This window comes from Pseudomonas japonica (assembly GCF_900188455.1).
In the GTDB taxonomy this organism is placed as follows: Bacteria; Pseudomonadota; Gammaproteobacteria; order Pseudomonadales; family Pseudomonadaceae; genus Aquipseudomonas; species Aquipseudomonas japonica.
This window is the reverse complement of record NZ_FZOL01000003.1, coordinates 62,149-80,933: the sequence shown is the minus strand read 5'-3', so window position 1 is coordinate 80,933 and position 18,785 is coordinate 62,149. Positions and strand designations below refer to the sequence as shown.

The window sequence follows — 18,785 nt, the reverse complement described above, 5'->3', positions numbered from 1 at the left end:
TGCCAGGTTCCCGCGATGCCCCGAAGCTATCCGGATGAATGCGTCGGCTGCCGTCGCAGCCACTCTTCCGGGATGCGATCGGGACGTGGCAGAAACGCACCGGGCAGGTACAATCCGCCACCCCTCGCTCTCTCGCTCAAGGAAAAGCGCCGATGTCCGGCCTCGAATGGCTCGCTGTCCTGCTCAGCGCCCTCTCCGTCTGGCTCACCGTCAAGCAGAAGATCTGGTGCTGGCCGGTCGGCCTGGTCGGCGTGCTCCTGCTCGGCTGGGTATTTCGCGATGCGCACCTGTATTCGCAGATGGCCCTGCAAGGGGTGTACGCCGTGCTGCAGGTCTATGGCTGGTGGCAATGGACGCGTCCGGACGACACCCGCGCGGCACGCAAGGTCAGCCTGCTGAACCCGTCCCAGGTCAGCGCGGGCCTGCTCGCCGGCCTGCTGGTCAGTGTCGCCCTCGGTGCCGCCATGAGTACCTGGACCGACGGCGAGCAGCCCTGGCTGGATGCGGCGATCACCGGTTTCAGTCTGGTGGCGCAATGGTGGATGGCGCAGAAGCGCGTGCAGTGCTGGCCGCTGTGGATCGTCATCGACGTGGTCTGCGTCGGCCTGTTTCTCTGGCAGGGCCTGTACTTCACCGCAGGTCTCTATGCCCTCTTCACCCTGCTGGCGATCCAGGGCCTGCGCGAATGGCGGCGTGATCCCGCCTTGACCGGCTCATGAAGGTCCTGGTGCTGGCAGGTCCCGAATCCAGTGGCAAGAGCTGGCTCGGCGCGGAGATCCAGGCGCACTTCGGTGGCGAACTGGTGGGCGAATACGTGCGCGACTTCATCGACGAACAGCAGCGCGACACCTGCTACGCCGATATCCCGGCGATCGCCCGTGGCCAGTTGGCCCGCGAAGACGCCGCGCGCCTGCGGCGCCCGCCGCTGCTGATTCTCGACACTCACCTGCTGAGCAATATCCTCTGGAGCCGCACCCTGTTCGGCGCTTGCCCGGACTGGCTGGAGCCAGCGCTGCTGGCCCGCCACTACGACCTGCACCTGCTGCTCAGTCCCGAAAACGTCCCCTGGATCGGCGACGGCCAGCGCTGCCAGCCAGACCTCACGCAGCGCCAGGCCTTCTTCGGCGCCAGCCGCGACTGGCTGCAACGGCACGGCCAGCCGACCTGCATCATCGATGGTGACTGGGCCAGCCGCCGGGCCACGGTGCTGACGACGGTGCAGCGTCTGCTCGACGGCAAGGCGGCGGACTGCGCCACCGAGTGTTAACCCGCTGATACACCCCACCCCACGGCAACCCTCGATACAGAGCCTGCGGCACCACATGCCGCAGGACTGTTACAGCATTGATACAGCAGCGCCAGAAAGCCCATGGGCAAGCCTTTCGCCGCTGTTTCCCAGAGTGCCATCACTGCACTGTCTCAGCGCCTTTACAGTCAACGCGACGTATTCTCGTCACATTCGCGCAAACCATTGATTTCCAATAAGAAACAAAAAGCGGCACGGCTTCTGCTCTTTCTCTCGCAACGCTGAACGGGCCAGCGCTCAGAAGAAGGAACCGCCGCCGTGGGGATTCATAATAAAAACCTGATTCACCTCATGCTTGTCGGATGCACCCTCGGTGCTTCTCTCCTCGCCGCCCATGCCCAGGCCCAGTCCGAAGGCAATGGCGTGGTGGTCCTGACCCGCGACGTCAAGGTCCGGCCCGCCATTCGCAGCAACCATCCCGATCCGAATCCGCTGACCGTCAATACCAATGCCTCGACCCGCATCACCGCGCAGACCAGCAACGAACTGAGCGACGGCGACTTCGCCAGTGTCGCCAGCGGCGCCACGGTGAACCGGGTGCTGCTGCCGGATGCCAGCAACGGTGTGCGTGGGGTCAACGCCGTACCGACCACCCTGCCCGGCATGGGCAACATCGGTGGTGGCGGCACCGGAGGCGGCGCGGGCCCCGGCGCCGGCATCTCCAACCGGGTTGGTTCGGCCATCGGCGCCGGCCTCGCTCCGCTGCAGATCCTCACGGGAAGCAAATGAGATGAAAGCCAGCCTGCTGTTCCTCGCCATGTTCTGCAGTACCGCCACCCTCGCCGCTCCGGTGCAGGACAACGCCAACGTCGACAACAGCGCCCGGAACTACCAGGGCAACCTGTCGATCAACCAGGCCGCCGGCGACATGCAACAACAGAACAACAGCCGGGCCATCGCCATCGGCCACGAGGCCAGCGCCACCACGCACATCATCCAGCGCATCGACACCCCGGCCAGCCGCGCCGTCGATGCCAGCGCCAATATCGGCGGCAACGCATTCAGCAACGGCAGCGGCGTACTGGGCATCAACCAGTCCGCCGGTACCGGGACTCAACAGGCCAACGCGGTGCGCATCAGCATCAGCGCGGTACCGCAAAGCATCGATGACAGCGTCCTGCTCCAGCAGAACGTGGCGCTGTCCAACAGCTCCGATCCAACGGACAACCTCCCCGGCAGTCGCCAGGTCAACACGAGTGACCAGGCTTTCACCGGCAGCCGGGGTGTCGTCCAGTTGAATCAGAGCGCCGGGGTGGGCAACCGAATGGCCAACACCCTGAGCGTCCGGGTCGCTGACTGACCCGAAACAGCAACACAACACTTAACCTAAAAAAGATAATGCGGAGAAACACCATGAAACCACAAATGGCACTCAAGCCTCTGGTATTCGCACTCGCAGCGGTCATGGCAGTTGCTGCACAAGCGGGTGGTCGTGACGACAACCGCGGTGGCCATCACGGCGGCGGCCACCACAACAACGACAATACCAACTACCTCCTGAGCCTGCTGATCAACGCCGGCGCCGCGGCCACCGTGATCGACGTCCAGACCAACGCCGGCAACTTCGTGAAAAACGAAGCCACCCGCAACGATGCCAAAATGGAAAATTCGGCCAACGGCTCGCAGGGCAACCTGGGCGCCAACACCGCCGCCGGTGACGGCAACCAACAAGACAACGTGGCCGCCATCGCCACCGCCGATGAGAACTTCATCTTCGGTAGCGCCATGGCCGTGTCCAGCGCGACTCAGAACAACATCGCCAACACCGTCAAGAACTACTCCACCAAAAACACCGCTACCCTCAACAACTCGGGCAACGGCAGTGCCGGCAACATCGGCATCAACGTTACCGCCGGCGACTTCAACCAACAGAAAAACAACCTGGCCATCGCCGTATCCGGCGGTCGCGTAGCCGTGGCCTCGGCCGCAGCCAACCAGACCGTCACTGGCCTGAGAACCACCAACGAAGCCGACCGCACCTACGACACCAAAACCCTCCATTCCACCTTCTATGCCGCCGGCCGCTACGAGGGCAACGGTTGGGGCTACGTGGAAGACGAAAGCAACAACGGTGGCGGTCATGGTGGTGGTCATCATGACAACGATCGTGGCGGCCGCACTGACAAGGATCCGCTGAAGTTCCACGAAGAAGGCGACTTCGCGCTGTTCGGCTACGCCTCCTACCAAGTGCTGACCCCAAGCGGCTGGGTCAACCCTGTGACCAACACCGCTTCGCTGACCAACTCGCTGAACGGCGTGTCGGGCAACATCGGTGCCAACGTGTCCGCAGGCAGTGGCAACCAACAAAGCAACTCGCTGTCCATCGCCGCAGGTTGCAAAGCCTGCACCGGTCTGTAACAGCCTTGATCGGGGCCCTTCGGGGCCCCTTTCCTTGAATTCTTAAGGGTGGGGAAGCTCATGCGCGCATTGATGCTGACGCTGGCGGTAGTCCTGGGCATTCAGACCGGCGAAGCCGGTGCCGCGCAGATGGCGATCGCCGCCCTGCCCGGCGGCACAGTGATCTACAAACCGGTACAGAGCCTGCGCGAACGGCGCTTCGCCAACCTGGTGCAACAGAAGACCGACTTCAGTTGCGGCGCTGCCGCCCTCGGCACCATCCTCAAGCAGGCCTACTGGCTGGACGTGGACGAAGCCCACATCATCCAGGGCATGCTCGCCCAATCCGATCACGATCAGGTCCGCGTCCAGGGTTTCTCCATGCTCGACATGAAACGCTACGTGGAAAGCCTGGGCATGCGTGCCCGCGGCTACCGGATCCCGCCGGAAAGCCTGCAGAGCGTGAGCATCCCGGTAGTGGTTCTGATGGATATCCGCGGCTACAAGCACTTCGTCGTGCTGCAACGCACGGAAAAGGACTGGGTATACGTCGGCGACCCGGTGCTGGGTAACAAACGCTACAAGTTCGACGATTTCGTCAAAGGCTGGAACGGCATCATCTTCGCCGTCATCGGTCCCGGCTACGACAAGGCCAATGCCCTGCTCATGCCGCCGGAACCGCTGACCGCCAAGCACCAGCTCAACGGTTTCAAACCCATCGACGATGCCCAGTTGATGGAGTTCGGTTTCATCCAGAGCGACTTCTTCTAAATCCAAGAACAGGTGAGCAGGAAGCTCCAGGGAGCATGCGATGAAGACTTCAAGCTGGGTAGTTGCCCTCTGCGTGGCCGCCAGCCTTCCAGCCCAGGCACAGTTCAAGCCCATCGAAGTGCACGACCAGGAACTGTCTCAGTTGCGCGGTCGCTACGTGATGCCCGGCCGCATCATCAGCTTCGGCGTGGTCATGAGCAGCACCTGGCAGAACGCCAATGGCGACCGTATCGGCGCCACCGCGAGCCTGCAGGTGCAGCAGTCCACCTTCAAGCCGCAGTTCTATGTCTCCACCACCACGGAAAACGGCAGCGGCACCTCGACCGCCCAGGGCTACGGCAGCGTGAGCGGTGGCGCGGGCCTGGGCAGCGGCCAGGGCGTGACCCAGGTGACCCGGGCCGCCGGCGACTACAACAGCTCCTACAACAACGTGCAGATCAATGTGAGAGAGGCCGGCCAGGCGCCGCAGATGGATGCGCCACAGGGCCAGGCACTGGCCAGCGGCACCGTCATCAACGCCAGCAACAACGCCGGGGCGATCAGCATCGCCTCCACGGCCAACGGCATCCAGATGGGCATCCAGGCCGCCAATGGCCAGGGCGCCAGCCTGCAGCGCCTGGCCGACGGCGGCATATTGCAGTCCACCACCCTCCTCGGCGGCAACAACGCCGTCAACAACCTCACCCAGCTCAATGTCGTACTGCGCGACAACATGCCGACCGCAGGCGCCCTCAACTGCAATCTGGATCAACTCAAAGGCCTTCGCATTTCCGGATATTGATCTACGCTCTGTTTCAACTTATTGCGCAGTTGGAAGGGACGGCTAACCTATGCACCGCTCGTTGTCACTCAATGCAGTCGTTTGTCTGAGCACTCTAGTACCCTCGTCGCTGCTCTACGCAGCGCAGGATCCACAGGTCGATGCCCTCAAACAGGAGTTGCAGGCCCTCAAGCAACGTTACGAGCAGCAGCAACAGGCCCTGATGGTCCTGGAACAGCGGGTTCGCCAGGTCGAGGAACAACCCGCGGCACAGCAACCCAAGCGCCTGGTGCGTTCGCCAGCAAGCAAACCCAGCCAACCCCAGGGGTCGGGACAGACCGTCGCCGCGGCTGGCAGTTCCTACGGCGAGTCGCTCAAGGACGATTCGTCACCGGCACAGAGCGTTTCCAACCTGTATGACGAGGCCAGCGGCTTCTTCGGTGGCGGCAAGTTCAGTTTCGAGACCGGCCTCACCTATGCCCGCTACGACACCAAGCAATTGCTGCTCAACGGCTTCCTCGCGCTGGACTCGATCTTCCTCGGCAACATCAACCTCGACCGGATCCGCTCCGACACCTGGACCATGGACCTGACCGGGCGCTACAACCTGAACCAGCGCTGGCAGTTCGATATCAACGTTCCCGTGGTCTATCGCGAAACCAAGTTCCAGTCCGGCGGTGCCGGTGGTACGCCGGACGACGCCGGTGGTGCGGGCAACTCCCTGTCGGAAGAAAGCGTGACCCGCGATCCGACCATCGGCGACGTCAACATGGGTATCGCCTACAAGTTCATGGATGAGTCGGAATACGCCCCGGACGCGGTGTTCAGCCTGCGGGTCAAGGCGCCCACCGGCAAGGACCCGTTCGGCATCAAACTGCGCACCTCGCCGACCAACAGCAGCCTGAGCTACCCGGAAAGCCTGCCCACCGGCAACGGTGTCTGGTCGATCACCCCGGGCATCTCCCTGGTCAAGACCTTCGACCCGGCGGTGCTGTTCGGCAGCCTGTCGTACACCTACAACATGGAAGAATCGTTCAGCGACATCAGTTCCACCCCGAACCAGAAGGTCGGCGGCAAAGTCAAGCTGGGTGACAGCTTCCAGATCGGCGCCGGTATCGCCTTCGCCCTGAACGAGAAGATGAGTATGTCGTTCTCCTTCTCCGACCTGATCCAGCGTCGGTCGAAGATCAAGGAAGATGGCGCCGACTGGGCCTCGGTGGTCAACAGCGACGCCAATGCCGCCTACTTCAACGTCGGCATGACCCTGGCGGCGAGCGACAACCTGACCATCGTGCCCAACCTCTCCATCGGCCTGACCGACGATGCGCCGGACTTCACCTTCAGCCTGAAATTCCCGTACTACTTCTGATCCAGCACAAAAGGGGACCTTGCGAGGTCCCCTTTTGTTTGGTTCTTCGTTGCAGGCGGCGACGCCACTGGTCCCTTCCGCCTCTACGGCGGGTCCATTTTGTCTTGGTGGCAAAATGGACGAAAAACGCCCGCTCCCGCCGAAGGGTGCTACGCACCTGCCCCATCCAGCATGGGTATCTACACATCTTTGACGGCTTGACGAGGAACCGCATAAAGGCCGCCAGGCGCCTGTCTTGAGTCTTGCAGCGCTCTTGAGATCGAGCGCCGCCCGCGCGGCGCATCGCGGATGAATCCGCTCCCACATCTATTGCAACGTGCCATGGCCTGTGAAAGTTGAGTTGCCAGCCTTTGTCTTGCGGCGATGTATCGCGGGGAGGCTGTCGGGTTCGGCTCGGTATCGCGTCGTGCCGACAAGGCGAACAACTATGGCCTGTCAGGCATAGGTACGTTGCAACAAATGTAGGAGCGAGCGCGCTCGCGATGCGCCGCGCGGGCGGCGCTCGATCTGGAGGGCGCTGCAAGACTCAAGACAGGCACCTGGCGGCCTTGAGGCGGAAGGGGCCGGTGGCGTCACCGCCCTTCAGCGAATCTGATGCTTGTGCAACAGCCGGTAGAAAGTCGGCCGCGACACCCCCAGGACCTTCGCCGCGATGCTCAGGTTGTCGCTGTGCCGGTTGAGCACGTCGCACAGTGCCTGACGCTCGGCCTGGTGCTTGTAATCTTCCAGGGTGCCCATGGGCGCCACCTGATTGTGCTGGTCATGCAGCCCCAGGTCCTGCGCCTCGATCTGCCGTCCTTCGGCCAGCACCAGGCCGCGCCGTACCCGGTTGGCCAACTCGCGCACATTGCCCGGCCAGTCATGCCGGCCCATGGCACTGAGGGCTTCCTCGCTGAAGGTGCGTGGCCGACGCCCGGTCTCCAGGCTGTAGAAGCGGGAAAAATGACTGGCGAGCATCGACAGGTCGCCATGCCGGTCGCGCAGCGGCGCGGTCACCACCTGCAGGACATTGAGCCGGTAATACAGGTCCTCGCGGAAGCGCCCAGTGAGAATGGCACTTTCCAGGTCGACGTGGGTGGCCGCCAGGACCCGCACGTCCACCGCGATCGGCTGGCTGCCACCGACCCGCTCGATATGCTTCTCCTGAAGAAAACGCAGGAGATTGGCCTGCAACTCCAAGGGAAGATCGCCGATCTCGTCGAGAAACAGCGTGCCGCCATTGGCCGCTTCGATGCGCCCCACCTTGCGCTGGTGGGCGCCGGTGAACGCGCCCTTCTCGTGGCCGAACAGTTCGGACTGGATCAGGTGCTCGGGAATCGCCCCGCAATTGATCGCTACGAACGGCTTGTCGTGGCGCGATGACTGGCGATGCAGGGTGCGCGCCACCAGTTCCTTGCCGGTCCCGCTCTCGCCACGGATCAGCACCGGCGACTCGGTCGGCGCCAGTTTGCTCAACAACTTGCGCAACTCGCGGATCGGCCGGCTCTCGCCGAGCAGTTCGTGCTCCGGCTCCTCGGCCTGGGTCGCGCCCTTGCCGCGCAGGCGCGCCATGCCAAAGGCACGACCGAGGGTGACCTGCACCCGCGATACGTCGAACGGCAAGGTATGGAAGTCGAAAAACCACTCGCAGACGAAATCGCCTACCTTCTGCGAGCGCAGTTCCTGCGGGCTGAGCACGACAATCCACTCGGCGCCGCTGCGGCTGATCAGGTCCTTCACCGCCTCCGGACGCTGCAGGTGCGCCGCCTGCAATCGCAGCAGACCGACATCGCAGGCATGCTCCAGGGCACCGGCCAGGGTACAGCTGTGCACATCCCAGCCGACGCTGCGCAAACCGGGGAGGAGGCGATGACAGTCGTCACAGGGATCGACGACCAGCAAGCGGCGGTTCGGAGCGGGCTCGAGCATGATCTTTCCTTGACGTCAATTAATGGAAAATCGAGTGGAAACAGCATGTTGCCAGACCTTTTCGTAACAGTAGCAACGAACGCCAATAGCCCAAGTACCGTCTGTCCGCCGAAAAATTTCATTACATTTCCTTCATGGAATTTTCCTGTTAATTCAACGTCACAAGCGCCAGGAAAAAGAGAATGTTCGACGCCCGCATAAAAAATTTTCCGACCGGTGTGACTTCTCCGGTTACTTCGGACATCAGTACAAATAACCTGCCGCCGCGTTTGACGCCCCGGCAACTTTCTTTCGCTGTTTGGGACCACTAGAGAGACCGCCCCCATGAACGCTCCGCTGCGTGTCAACGAAGCCCTGCTGATTGCCGACCATGCCTTCGAACCCTTCCAGTGCGTCGCCTGGGATGCACCGAACGGCACTGGCGAGCTGAGCCTGGCAGTGATCGACCGGACCAGCACCCGCATTGGCAGCAAGCAAGTATCGAGCAGCACTTATTCCGACCCGGCGCAATGGGCCCATCTGATCGAGGAAGTCCGCGCCGAACTGCGGCAGAAAGGCTACGACCTGCAACCCTGGTCCATGCCCCGCTAACTTCCAGCGCTGCGCGCGCAATTGAAAAGTGCACCCTCGGGTGCACTTTTTTATTAGTCGCAATGTTGTATTCAATTGTCGCTGCGACACTTCACCGCACTTATTCCAGCGGCAACTCGTCGATATGTCGATAATCCGCCCGTAGTTCCTCGGCGAGCTGGCGGGCGCGGCCCAGACGAATCGGCGCACGCTCCATATCGATCAGCAAGGTGTCACAGGGCAAGGCTTGCAATGCCCCGTCCAGACGCAGTCGTCCGTCGGTGAACAGCAGGCAGCGCTGGCGCTCACCGGGCATTTGCCGCTGCCGCCGCAACAGCCACGCTCGCGCCTGCTGCAGTGCCGCCAGCAACGGCGTGCCGCCCCCCGCCCCCAACTGCGCCAGCCACGGCTGCAAGGCCGCCGAGGCCTTCAGGCCATGGCGCTGCCAGTGCGGTGTCTCGCCACTGGCGGTGAGCAGCGCCAGGCGGGCGCGGGCGCGATAGGCCTGGTCGAAGAGCGTCGCCAATACCCCCTTGGCCCGGCTCAAGGCCTGATGCCGGCGGGTCGAGGCCGAGGCGTCGACGATCACCAGCCACAGTTCGGGGGACTCGGCGCTGCGCTGTTTCCAGCGCAGATCGCCACGCAGGCGCGGGCGCCCGCCGAGCAGGGTCGCCGGCCAGTCGACCTTGCCCTGCGCCGCCGCGCGCCCACGACCGCGCGGGCCTCGAACCAGCCCACCGGCCTTGGGTCTGGCATCCGCGCTGGCGCGGGCGCGGATGCTCAGGGCTTTTTTGGCCAGGCCGGCACCTCGCGCCGGGCCCCCGTCGCCACCGTCTGCGCCGGCATCTCGCCCCATTGTCCGGCTTGCGTCTGGCGGGTTTCGGCCTGCCCGCCAACGGGCGGCGCAACGGGCGCTGGCGGTGTGACGGCGGGATCACGCGCCTGACGCCGGTGGCGCAGCGCGAATTCCGCCACCGCCTCGATATCCACGTCTTCGATCGCCACACCGCCGCGCCAGGCCGCATGGGCCCGGGCGCCACGCCACCAGACCAGGTCGGCGCGCAGGCCATCGACCCCCGCGTCGAAACAGCGCGCGGTGATCAGGTCCAGCGAGCGGTCGTCCAGCTCGATCGCCGCCAGGCGCTGCCGCGCCTCCTGGCAACGCAGGCGCAATTGCCCCTGCGCTGTCGCCCATTCGGCGCAGAACGCCGCCGGATCGCTGTCGAAGGCCAGGCGTCGGCGCAGGATCTGTCCACGCGCCCGCGGCTCGGGCTGACCGTGCAGGGCGACATTGAAACCGAAGCGATCGAGCAGTTGCGGACGCAGTTCGCCCTCTTCCGGGTTCATCGTGCCGATCAGCACGAAGCGCGCGCTGTGCCGGTGCGACAGGCCATCGCGCTCGATACGGTTGGTGCCGCTGGCGGCGACATCCAGCAGCAGGTCGACCAGGTGGTCCGGCAGCAGGTTGACTTCATCGACATAGAGCACACCGCCGTCGGCCTTGGCCAGCACGCCGGGGGAAAACTGCGCGCGGCCCTGACCCAGCGCGGCGTCCAGGTCGAGGGTACCGACCAGGCGCTCTTCGGTGGCACCCAGCGGCAGGGTCACGAACGGCCCCTCGCCGAGCAGGTCGGCCAGGCCCCGGGCCAGGGTGCTCTTGGCCATGCCTCGCGGGCCCTCGATCAGCACACCGCCGATCTTCGGATCGATGGCGGTCAGGCACAGGGCCAGCTTCAGGTCCTCGGCGCCGACCACCGCGGCCAGGGGAAAATGCACGGGTTCAGTCATTTCAGCTGTCTTCCTCGCCGTCCAGCAACTGTTCTTCGAGGGCCTCGCGGTACTCGCCAGGCTCCTGCCAGAGGCCGCGCTGCTGGGCCTCGAGCAGGCGCTCGGTGATATCCCGCAGCGCCTCGGGGTTGTGCTGGCGGATGAATTCGCGGGTCGCGGCGTCGAGCACGTAGGCATCGGCCAGCGCCTGGTAGTGATAGTCGTCGATCAGGTGCGTGGTGGCGTCGAAGGCGAACAGGTTGTCGACCGTCGCCGCCAGCTCGAAGGCGCCCTTGTAGCCATGGCGCTTGACCCCGTCGATCCACTTGGGGTTGAGCGCGCGGGCGCGGATCACCCGGTTCAGCTCTTCCTTCAGGGTGCGGATGCGCGGGCGCTCCGGCTGGCTGTGGTCGCCGTGGTAGCTGGCCACCGTGCCGCCGCCGAGGCTCTCCACGGCGGCGAGCATGCCGCCCTGGAACTGGTAGTAGTCGTTGGAATCGAGCAGGTCGTGCTCGTGGTTGTCCTGATTCTGCAGAACCGCCTGGACCTGGCTCAGGCGCCGGGCGAAATGGCCCCGCGCCTCGGTGCCGTCGTCGGCGCCGCCGTAGGCGTAGCCGCCATGGTTCAGATAGACCTCGGCGAGATCCGCGCGGCTGTGCCAGAGCCGCCCGTCGATGGCGTTCTGCACCCCGGCGCCGTAAGCCCCGGGCTTGGCGCCGAAGACCCGCCAGCCGGCCTGACGCCGCGCCTGCTCCGCGTCCAGCCCGCTGGCCAGCAACTCGGCGCGCTCGCTGCGCACCCGCGCGGCCAGCGGGTTCAGCTCGTCCGGTTCGTCCAGCGCCGCCACCGCCTGCACGGCGGCGTCGAACAGCTTGATCAGGTTGCCGAAGGCGTCACGGAAGAAGCCGGAGACGCGCAGGGTCACGTCCACCCGCGGCCGGTCCAGCAGGCTCAGGGGCAGGATCTCGAAATCGTCGACCCGGTGACTGCCCGCCGCCCATACCGGGCGCACGCCCATCAGCGCCATGGCCTGGGCGATGTCGTCGCCGCCGGTGCGCATGGTCGCCGTGCCCCAGACCGACAGGCCGAGCTGGCGCAGGTGGTCGCCGTGGTCCTGCAGGTGGCGTTCGAGAATCAGGTTGGCCGAGGCGAAACCCAGGCGCCAGGCGGTGGCCGTGGGCAGGTTGCGCACATCGACGGTATAGAAGTTGCGCCCGGTGGGCAGGACGTCCAGGCGCCCGCGACTCGGCGCGCCGCTGGGACCGGCGGGCACGAAACGGCCGTCGAGGGCGGCGAGCACGCCATGCATTTCCGCGGCGCCGCAGCCGTCCAGTTGCGGCGCAACCCGCTCGCGCAGGGCATCGAGCACGGCATGCACCTCAGCCCACTGCCCGTCCCCAGGCAGGTCCGGGCTGCCCGTCAGGGTCTGCTCGATCAGTTGCGCCGCGAGGATTTCCAGGCGTTCACGGGTATCACCGGCGGTGCGCCAGGGGCCGCAGTCGAGGTCCGCCAGGCGTTGCGGACGCGGCCCCTGCCACGCTTCGCCCAATTCGCAGTCGAGCGGATCGAAGCCCAGCGCCAGGGCCCGGGCCAGCGCGCGCGGCAGACTGGCGTTGGCGCCCCGGCCATCCCCCCTGGCAACCCGCAGCAAGGCAGCCAGGGTGTCGATGCGCAGGCGTCCGCCCGGCGACTCGCCGAACACATGCAGGCCGTCGCGGATCTGCGACTCCTTGAGGTCGCATAGGTAGGTATCCAGCCGCGGCAGCCAGATCCCCGCATCGTCCAGCGCACCCTCCAGCTGCAGTTCGCGGTCGATATGGTTGTCGCGCACCAGTTGCAAAATCTCCTTCTGCAACTCCACGGCGCGCCGCGGGTCGAGCAGTTGCGCTTCGTAGTACTCGTCGGCCAGACGCTCCAGGTTGCGCAGCGGGCCATAGGTTTCGGCGCGGGTCAGCGGCGGCATCAGGTGGTCGATGATCACCGCCTGGGTGCGGCGCTTGGCCTGGGCGCCCTCGCCCGGGTCGTTGACGATGAACGGGTAGATGTTCGGCAGCGGCCCGATCAGCGCATCAGGCCAGCACTGCGCCGAAAGGCCGACGCCCTTGCCCGGCAGCCATTCGAGGTTGCCGTGCTTGCCGACATGAATCAGCGCGTCGGCCGCCAGGCCATGGCGCAGCCAGAAATAGAAGGCCAGGTAGCCGTGGGGCGGAACCAGGTCGGGATCGTGGTACACCGCGCTCTGATCCAGCTGGTAACCCCGCGCCGGCTGGATGCCGACGAACGTCAGGCCCAGGCGCAGGCCGGCGACCATCATCCGCCCGCCGCGGAACATCGGGTCCTGCTGCGGCTCGCCCCAGCGCTCGCGCACCGCCCGCTGGTTGGCTTCGGGCAGGCGCGCGAAGGCCGCCAGGTAGTCGTCCAGCGCCATGCTCTGGGCACAGGGGCGCTGGTCGAGACTGTCGAGATCGTTGCTGACACCACCGAGCAGTTGCCGGATCAGTTGCGTGCCGCTGTCCGGCAGCCCGGCCACCGGATAGCCCTGCTCGCCCAGGGCCCGGAGGATGTTCAGCGCCGCCGCCGGGGTGTCGAGGCCGACGCCATTGCCGATCCGCCCATCGCGGGTCGGGTAGTTGGCCAGCACCAGCGCCACGCGCTTCTGCGCATTGGGCAGGCGCGCCAGTTCGCACCAGCGCCGCGCCAACTCGGCGACGAAGTCCATGCGCTCCACCTGCGGCCGGTAGCAGACCACGTCGGACTGGCTGCGCTCGCTGCGCCAGGCCAGGTCCTTGAAGCTGATCGGCCGGGTGATGATGCGCCCGTCCAGTTCCGGCAGGGCGATGTGCATGGCCAGGTCGCGGACCCCGAGGCCCTGCTCGCTGGCCTGCCAGGCGGGCTCGTTGTCCTGCGCGCAGATCGCCTGCAGCACCGGAATGTCGCGGCGAAACGGACGCAGATGGGGTTGCTCGGGGCTGGACTGGGCGAAGCCGGTGGTGTTGATGATCAGCGCCGCGTCGGTCTCGTCCAGCCAGTCCTCGACCTGGGCCAGGCAGCCGGCCTCCTTGAGGCTGGCGACGGCGATCGGCAACGGATTGAGCCCGGCGCCGGCCAGGCGCTCGCAGAACACATCGATGAAAGCGGTATTGGCCGCCTGCAGGTGCGAGCGGTAGAACAGCACCGGCACCACCGCTTGCCCGGGCTGCCAGTCGGCGCGCCAGTGGGCCAGTTCGGCCTCGGCCTGGCGCGGGTGATACAGGCTGGTACGCGGCAGTTGCCGTGGCTCGTCCCAGGGATAGTCGCGCCCCAGCCAGAGGCTGGCCAGGCAGTTGAACAGGTTCAGGGCATTGGCCTTGCCACCCTGGCGCAGGAAGTGCCAGAGACGCTCGGCCGTCGCCCCCGTGACGCTGCCCAGGCGGGTCAGTTCCGGGTCCGGGCGATCGTCGCCCGGGACCAGGATCAGTTGCACGCCACGGGCCGCCAGCTCCACCAGTTGCTCGACGCCATAGCGCCAGTAACCGATGCCGCCGTGCAGCGACACCAGGATCACCTTGGCATGGCGCAGCACTTCATCGACATACAGGTCCACCGACGCATGGTTCTGCACCTGCATCGGGTTGGCCAGGCGCAGGCTGGGGTAGTCGTGCGGCAGGTCGCGGGCGGTTTCCGCCAGCAGCGCCAGGTGCGAGTCGCCGCTGCAGAGGATCACCAGCTCGGCCGGGGTCTGGCCGAGGTCGGCGATGCTGTCGTCCGGCACGAAGCCGCCGGGCTGGGTCCGCAGCAGGTGCATGGATCAGGCGCCCAGAGCCGCGCGCAGACGGGCTTCCAGCGCCGCGGCATCGAGTTCCTGGCCGATCAGCACCAGACGGGTGATGCGCGCTTCGTCACTGCGCCAGGCGCGATCGAAGTGCTTGTCGAAACGGCTGCCCACGCCCTGGATCAACAGGCGCATCGGCTTGCCGGGGATCGCCGCGAAGCCCTTGATGCGCAGGATGCCGGTGTCGGCCACCAGTTGGGTCAGGGCATCGAGCAGCAGACTTTCGTCGGCCTCGGGCAGGTCGAGGGAGATGGAATCGAAGGCGTCGTGATCGTGGTCGTCGTGATCGTCGTCGCCGTCATGGTGCGAATCGTGGTGGGTGCGCCGGCCATCGATATGCGCTTCCGACTCGGCGCCGAGGCCCAGCAGCACTTCCAGCGGCAGCACGCCCTTGCTCGCCTCGATCACCTTCACCGCCGGCGGCAGTTCTTCCTGCACTTCGGCGCGCACCGCGGCCAGGGCTTCAGGGGCGATCAGGTCGGCCTTGTTGAGGACCACCAGGTCGGCACTGGCCAACTGGTCGGCGAACAGCTCGTGCAGTGGCGATTCATGGTCCAGGTTCGGGTCCAGCTTGCGCTGGGCGTCCACCTGCTCGGGGAAGGCGGCGAAGGTGCCGGCGGCCACGGCCGGACTGTCGACCACGGTAATCACCGCATCGACGGTGCAGGCATTGCGGATTTCCGGCCACTGGAAGGCCTGGACCAGCGGTTTCGGCAAGGCCAGGCCGCTGGTTTCGATGAGGATCTGGTCGAGGTCGCCACGGCGCGCCACCAGCTCGCGCATCACCGGGAAGAACTCTTCCTGCACGGTGCAGCACAGGCAGCCATTGGCCAGTTCGTAGACGCGGCCGTTGGCCTCTTCCTCGCTGCAGCCGATGCTGCACTGCTTGAGGATCTCGCCGTCGATGCCCAGCTCGCCGAATTCGTTGACGATCACCGCGATGCGCCGGCCATTGGCGTTGTCCAGCATGTGCCGCAGCAGCGTGGTTTTACCCGAGCCGAGAAAGCCGGTGACGATGGTGACGGGGAGTTTGGCCAGTGTTTTCATGTCGGATGCCCTTGGCAGGATGGCGGGCATGCGGGACGGGAGCCGGGTGCCTGACACCCGGGCGCGTTCGCCACCGGATCACCCCGCCCGGTTGTATGTGGAAACTGTCCGAGGCAGGTCTCCTGGCTCGCGCTGTGCCCTGGGCTTTAAACCCTGAAGGCGGCCTCGACGCCTTCCCGCCTCGGTGGTCGGCAGTGGCAATGGTCGATGGACAGCGCTTACAGTTGCGGGGGCAGCCGCGGAATGGCCTTTGGCAAAGCGCACCGCGTTCCCGTCTTAGCTCCGGCCAGCGCCGGAGAACCTCGAAGCGGCAAGGCTACGCAGTGCTCCGGAGCCGGTCAACCGCTGTATTGACGGATGTCAACGCGCGTGATTTCCTAACGCGATTCGTTTGGGTGCCTTTTTTATTACAAGGTGAAACGGGAAACCGGTGCGTCGCCAGCCTCCAGGGGCGTCGACAAGGCCGGTGCTGCCCCCGCAACGGTAAGCGAGGAAAGCGTCTTTACCACTGTGCCAGCCGTACGGCATGGGAAGGTGACGCCCCCGGCTGAAGTCCGCTTCCGCCCTCGCCAGCCCGGAGACCGGCCCGACGCAGACTTTGACACAACCCGCGGTGGGCGGGCGCTGTTGCACCCCTGGGCGACTCCGCGCAGGGGTTTCGCGCGCTTGCCTGTTGCCGACAACACCCAGAGGAAAGCGCCATGCCCGTCTCCACCACCGCCCGTCACGCCATCGTCACGCCCACCACCCTCAGCCAGCGCATCGTCGCCGCCGTCAGCGCCTCGGTACTGGGCCTGTGCCTGGTCTACTTCGCCGGGTTCTCGCACATCGAGGCGGTCCACAATGCCGCCCACGATACCCGCCACAGCGCCGCTTTCCCTTGCCACTGAGGCCCGACCGCATGTTCACTCGCATCGCCCGCACCGCCGGTTTCGCCGGCCTGCTCGCCGCCCTGCTGCTGACCCTGCTGCAGAGCTTCTGGGTCTCGCCGCTGATTCTCCAGGCGGAAACCTACGAGACCGCGGCGCCGGCCGCCACCCATGAACACCAGCACGCCGATGCCGCCGCGGCCGCCGACGGCCATCACCATGACGAAGAAGCCTGGTCGCCGGAAGACGGCTGGCAGCGCGTGCTGTCCACCACCGGCGGCAACCTGGTGGTCGCGGTAGGCTTCGCCCTGCTGCTGGCCGCCATGTACACCCTGCGCACCCCCGCCAGCCTCGGCGCCGGCGCACTCTGGGGCCTGGGCGGCTTCGCCGTGTTCTGCCTGGCGCCGAACCTCGGCCTGCCACCGGAGCTGCCGGGCACCGCCGCCGCCGACCTGGCCCAGCGCCAGTTCTGGTGGGTCGGCACCGCCGCGGCCACCGCGGTGGGCCTGGCACTGATCGCCTTCGCCGGCAACTGGGTACTGAAAGCCGCCGGCCTGGTGCTGCTGGTGATCCCCCACGTGATCGGCGCACCGCAGCCGGACGTCCACGAAAGCCTGGCGCCGGAAGCCCTGGAAACGCAGTTCATCATCGCCTCGCTGCTGACCAACGCCGGCTTCTGGCTGGCCCTGGGCCTGCTCAGCGCCTGGCTGTACCGGCGTCAGGCGGCCTGATGCCCTTCCCGCCCGGCGTAACCCTGCTGTACGCCGGGCTGGGCTGCCGCCGCGGCATCCCGGCCAGTGACCTGGCCGGTCTGGTGCATGACGTGCTGCAGGCCCATGACCTGTCGCTCGCCGCGCTGGCCGGACTGGCCAGCATCGATCTCAAGCGCGGGGAGCCCGGCTTGCTGCAGTTGGCCGAAGACCTTGTCCTGCCCCTGCACTTCTACAGCGCCGCGCACCTCGCCGCCTTCACCCCGCGCCTGAGCCATCGTTCGGCCACGGCCTTTCGCCACAGCGGTTGCTATGGCGTCGCGGAAAGTTCCGCCCTGGCCCTGGCCGAGCAACTGGGCGGCGCCCCGGCACAACTGCGTGTCGAACGCCACGTGCGGGACGACATGACCCTGGCATTGGCCTGGATACCCGCTTCTGGCGGATAATCCGCCGCCTTCCGTTCAGAGACTGTGCAATGACCGTCTATTTCATCGGTGCCGGCCCCGGCGATCCGGAGCTGATCACCGTCAAGGGCCAGCGCCTGATCCGCCAGTGCCCGGTGATCATCTACGCGGGCTCCCTGGTACCCGCCGCGGTACTCGAAGGGCACACCGCCGACAGCGTGATCAACAGCGCCGAACTGCACCTGGAGCAGATCATCGAGGCGATCCGCGCGGCCCACGCGCAAGGCCACGATGTGGCCCGGGTGCACAGCGGCGACCCGAGCCTGTATGGCGCCATCGGCGAGCAGATCCGCCACCTGCGCGAGCTGGGCATTCCCTACGAGATCGTCCCCGGGGTCACCGCCACCGCCGCCAGCGCCGCCCTGCTGGGCTGCGAACTGACCCTGCCGGACATCGCCCAGAGCCTGATCCTCACCCGCTTCGCCGACACCTCGCCGATGCCGGAAGGTGAAGCCCTGGCCAGCCTGGCCAGTCACAAGACCACCCTGGCGATTCACCTCGGGGTGCGCCACCTGGCCAGGATCGTCGAGGAGCTGCGCCCGCACTACGGCGGCGACTGTCCGATCGCCGTGGTTCACCGCGCCACCTGGCCGGACCAGGACTGGGTGCTGGGCACGCTGGACGATATCGTCGACCTGACCGCGGCCAAGGGTTTCCGGCGTACCGCGCTGATCCTGGTGGGACGGGTGCTGGCCAGTGACACGTTCAGCGAGTCGGCGCTCTATCGCGCGGGACATGCGCACCTGTACCGCCCCTGAAACCTGTTGCATTGCCCCCGGGGCGCCTGCACATTAGCGCGACGACCACCCCTCGAAAGGACCGCCCCGATGCTGGAACTGCGCCCCTGTTGCGAATGCTGTGCCACGCCACTGCCCGGCGACAGCCGCGACGCGATGATCTGTTCGTTCGAATGCACCTACTGCCGCGCCTGCGCCGAACACACCCTCAAGGGCCAATGCCCGAACTGCGGCGGTGAACTGCAGCCACGCCCGGCGCGGGTGGGCGAGAAGCTGGCGAAGAATCCGGCAACGACCCAGCGCACGGTGAAGGCCGAGGGGTGTCCGGCCCATTGAGTAACCTTCGGGCCTGCCGCGCA

The 18,785-nt window shown here is 66.1% G+C and carries 19 protein-coding genes and 2 riboswitches; of the genes, 14 read left to right on the top strand and 5 right to left on the bottom strand.

The features are described from left to right. Window positions 1–152 precede the first annotated feature (152 nt). The 8 genes from pnuC (at window position 153) to CHB99_RS05005 (ending at window position 6,543) form a co-directional block, all read left to right on the top strand. Entirely contained in the window at window positions 153–719 is a 567-nt protein-coding gene (gene pnuC / locus CHB99_RS05040) for a nicotinamide riboside transporter PnuC (protein WP_042124927.1), read from the top strand. Continuing rightward, a complete protein-coding gene (locus CHB99_RS05035) occupies window positions 716–1,267 on the top strand; it encodes an AAA family ATPase (RefSeq protein WP_042124926.1) in 552 nt (183 codons plus the stop codon). Before pnuC ends, CHB99_RS05035 begins: the two co-directional genes overlap by 4 nt. Before the next feature lie 297 nt (window positions 1,268–1,564). Continuing rightward, on the top strand, window positions 1,565–2,035 hold the full coding sequence (locus CHB99_RS05030; protein ID WP_089266430.1) for a hypothetical protein: 471 nt from the start codon (window positions 1,565–1,567) through the stop codon (window positions 2,033–2,035). Window position 2,036: 1 nt separating this feature from the next. Beyond that, window positions 2,037–2,606, top strand: coding sequence for a hypothetical protein (locus CHB99_RS05025; protein WP_042124921.1), 570 nt, complete (start codon window positions 2,037–2,039; stop codon window positions 2,604–2,606). A gap of 53 nt (window positions 2,607–2,659) precedes the next feature. Further along, the gene (locus CHB99_RS05020) at window positions 2,660–3,664 is read left to right on the top strand and encodes a hypothetical protein (RefSeq protein WP_042124918.1); all 1,005 of its coding nucleotides are present in this window, start codon (window positions 2,660–2,662) and stop codon (window positions 3,662–3,664) included. A gap of 60 nt (window positions 3,665–3,724) precedes the next feature. Then, entirely contained in the window at window positions 3,725–4,414 is a 690-nt protein-coding gene (locus CHB99_RS05015) for a C39 family peptidase (RefSeq protein WP_042124916.1), read from the top strand. Between the two features lie 40 nt (window positions 4,415–4,454). Then, window positions 4,455–5,195 carry a hypothetical protein gene (locus CHB99_RS05010; protein ID WP_042124913.1) on the top strand — a complete coding sequence of 247 codons (741 nt, stop codon included), beginning with the start codon at window positions 4,455–4,457 and terminating at the stop codon, window positions 5,193–5,195. A 49-nt stretch (window positions 5,196–5,244) separates the two neighbouring features. Beyond that, window positions 5,245–6,543, top strand: coding sequence for a coiled-coil domain-containing protein (locus CHB99_RS05005; RefSeq protein ID WP_042124911.1), 1,299 nt, complete (start codon window positions 5,245–5,247; stop codon window positions 6,541–6,543). Between the two features lie 582 nt (window positions 6,544–7,125). Here the strand turns inward: CHB99_RS05005 and CHB99_RS05000 are convergent. Further along, on the bottom strand, window positions 7,126–8,451 hold the full coding sequence (locus CHB99_RS05000; protein WP_042130010.1) for a sigma-54 dependent transcriptional regulator: 1,326 nt from the start codon (window positions 8,449–8,451) through the stop codon (window positions 7,126–7,128). 324 nt (window positions 8,452–8,775) lie between these two features. Here CHB99_RS05000 and CHB99_RS04995 point away from each other — a divergent pair, with 324 nt between their 5' ends. Then, the gene (locus CHB99_RS04995; RefSeq protein ID WP_042130007.1) at window positions 8,776–9,042 is read left to right on the top strand and encodes a hypothetical protein; all 267 of its coding nucleotides are present in this window, start codon (window positions 8,776–8,778) and stop codon (window positions 9,040–9,042) included. 100 nt (window positions 9,043–9,142) lie between these two features. On the opposite strand, the gene CHB99_RS04990 is transcribed toward CHB99_RS04995, so the two are convergent. The 4 genes from CHB99_RS04990 to cobW are packed head-to-tail and all read right to left on the bottom strand — an operon-like array spanning window position 9,143 to window position 15,646. Continuing rightward, complete coding sequence (locus CHB99_RS04990) at window positions 9,143–9,877, bottom strand: vWA domain-containing protein (RefSeq protein WP_084703002.1); 735 nt, start codon at window positions 9,875–9,877, stop codon at window positions 9,143–9,145. Next, a complete protein-coding gene (locus tag CHB99_RS04985) occupies window positions 9,802–10,809 on the bottom strand; it encodes a magnesium chelatase ATPase subunit I (protein WP_042130006.1) in 1,008 nt (335 codons plus the stop codon). The genes CHB99_RS04990 and CHB99_RS04985 overlap by 76 nt, the downstream gene beginning before the upstream one ends. Before the next feature lies 1 nt (window position 10,810). Continuing rightward, window positions 10,811–14,572: a cobaltochelatase subunit CobN gene (gene cobN, locus CHB99_RS04980; RefSeq protein ID WP_042130004.1), complete on the bottom strand. Its 3,762-nt coding sequence runs from the start codon at window positions 14,570–14,572 to the stop codon at window positions 10,811–10,813. Between the two features lie 3 nt (window positions 14,573–14,575). Then, window positions 14,576–15,646, bottom strand: coding sequence for a cobalamin biosynthesis protein CobW (gene cobW / locus CHB99_RS04975; RefSeq protein WP_042130002.1), 1,071 nt, complete (start codon window positions 15,644–15,646; stop codon window positions 14,576–14,578). Between the two features lie 95 nt (window positions 15,647–15,741). After that, window positions 15,742–15,966: riboswitch (cobalamin riboswitch) on the bottom strand. A gap of 56 nt (window positions 15,967–16,022) precedes the next feature. After that, window positions 16,023–16,250, top strand: a riboswitch (cobalamin riboswitch). Between the two features lie 97 nt (window positions 16,251–16,347). Here cobW and CHB99_RS04970 point away from each other — a divergent pair. From CHB99_RS04970 to CHB99_RS04950, 5 genes are all read left to right on the top strand, one after another. After that, complete coding sequence (locus CHB99_RS04970) at window positions 16,348–16,536, top strand: CbtB domain-containing protein (protein ID WP_042130000.1); 189 nt, start codon at window positions 16,348–16,350, stop codon at window positions 16,534–16,536. Between the two features lie 11 nt (window positions 16,537–16,547). Next, entirely contained in the window at window positions 16,548–17,246 is a 699-nt protein-coding gene (locus CHB99_RS04965; protein ID WP_042129999.1) for a CbtA family protein, read from the top strand. Continuing rightward, window positions 17,246–17,671 (top strand): cobalamin biosynthesis protein, encoded by a 426-nt coding sequence (locus CHB99_RS04960; protein ID WP_042129996.1) that lies wholly within the window; start codon window positions 17,246–17,248, stop codon window positions 17,669–17,671. Before CHB99_RS04965 ends, CHB99_RS04960 begins: the two co-directional genes overlap by 1 nt. 29 nt (window positions 17,672–17,700) lie before the next feature. Further along, on the top strand, window positions 17,701–18,447 hold the full coding sequence (cobM, locus tag CHB99_RS04955; protein WP_042129994.1) for a precorrin-4 C(11)-methyltransferase: 747 nt from the start codon (window positions 17,701–17,703) through the stop codon (window positions 18,445–18,447). Between the two features lie 69 nt (window positions 18,448–18,516). Next, on the top strand, window positions 18,517–18,762 hold the full coding sequence (locus CHB99_RS04950) for a DUF1272 domain-containing protein (protein ID WP_042129992.1): 246 nt from the start codon (window positions 18,517–18,519) through the stop codon (window positions 18,760–18,762). Window positions 18,763–18,785 lie beyond the last annotated feature (23 nt).

What these genes read in the sequence shown, in the direction of transcription:
- CHB99_RS05005 (WP_042124911.1), top strand. Translation starts at nt 5,245, where the DNA reads ATGCACCGCTCGTTGTCACTCAATGCAGTCGTTTGTCTGAGCACTCTA.
- CHB99_RS05020 (WP_042124918.1), top strand. Translation starts at nt 2,660, where the DNA reads ATGAAACCACAAATGGCACTCAAGCCTCTGGTATTCGCACTCGCAGCG.
- CHB99_RS05000 (WP_042130010.1), bottom strand. Translation starts at nt 8,451, where the DNA reads ATGCTCGAGCCCGCTCCGAACCGCCGCTTGCTGGTCGTCGATCCCTGT.
- pnuC (WP_042124927.1), top strand. Translation starts at nt 153, where the DNA reads ATGTCCGGCCTCGAATGGCTCGCTGTCCTGCTCAGCGCCCTCTCCGTC.
- cobW (WP_042130002.1), bottom strand. Translation starts at nt 15,646, where the DNA reads ATGAAAACACTGGCCAAACTCCCCGTCACCATCGTCACCGGCTTTCTC.
- CHB99_RS05015 (WP_042124916.1), top strand. Translation starts at nt 3,725, where the DNA reads ATGCGCGCATTGATGCTGACGCTGGCGGTAGTCCTGGGCATTCAGACC.
- CHB99_RS05035 (WP_042124926.1), top strand. Translation starts at nt 716, where the DNA reads ATGAAGGTCCTGGTGCTGGCAGGTCCCGAATCCAGTGGCAAGAGCTGG.
- CHB99_RS04985 (WP_042130006.1), bottom strand. Translation starts at nt 10,809, where the DNA reads ATGACTGAACCCGTGCATTTTCCCCTGGCCGCGGTGGTCGGCGCCGAG.
- cobM (WP_042129994.1), top strand. Translation starts at nt 17,701, where the DNA reads ATGACCGTCTATTTCATCGGTGCCGGCCCCGGCGATCCGGAGCTGATC.
- CHB99_RS05025 (WP_042124921.1), top strand. Translation starts at nt 2,037, where the DNA reads ATGAAAGCCAGCCTGCTGTTCCTCGCCATGTTCTGCAGTACCGCCACC.
- CHB99_RS04995 (WP_042130007.1), top strand. Translation starts at nt 8,776, where the DNA reads ATGAACGCTCCGCTGCGTGTCAACGAAGCCCTGCTGATTGCCGACCAT.
- cobN (WP_042130004.1), bottom strand. Translation starts at nt 14,572, where the DNA reads ATGCACCTGCTGCGGACCCAGCCCGGCGGCTTCGTGCCGGACGACAGC.
- CHB99_RS04960 (WP_042129996.1), top strand. Translation starts at nt 17,246, where the DNA reads ATGCCCTTCCCGCCCGGCGTAACCCTGCTGTACGCCGGGCTGGGCTGC.
- CHB99_RS04970 (WP_042130000.1), top strand. Translation starts at nt 16,348, where the DNA reads ATGCCCGTCTCCACCACCGCCCGTCACGCCATCGTCACGCCCACCACC.
- CHB99_RS04990 (WP_084703002.1), bottom strand. Translation starts at nt 9,877, where the DNA reads ATGGGGCGAGATGCCGGCGCAGACGGTGGCGACGGGGGCCCGGCGCGA.
- CHB99_RS04965 (WP_042129999.1), top strand. Translation starts at nt 16,548, where the DNA reads ATGTTCACTCGCATCGCCCGCACCGCCGGTTTCGCCGGCCTGCTCGCC.
- CHB99_RS05010 (WP_042124913.1), top strand. Translation starts at nt 4,455, where the DNA reads ATGAAGACTTCAAGCTGGGTAGTTGCCCTCTGCGTGGCCGCCAGCCTT.
- CHB99_RS04950 (WP_042129992.1), top strand. Translation starts at nt 18,517, where the DNA reads ATGCTGGAACTGCGCCCCTGTTGCGAATGCTGTGCCACGCCACTGCCC.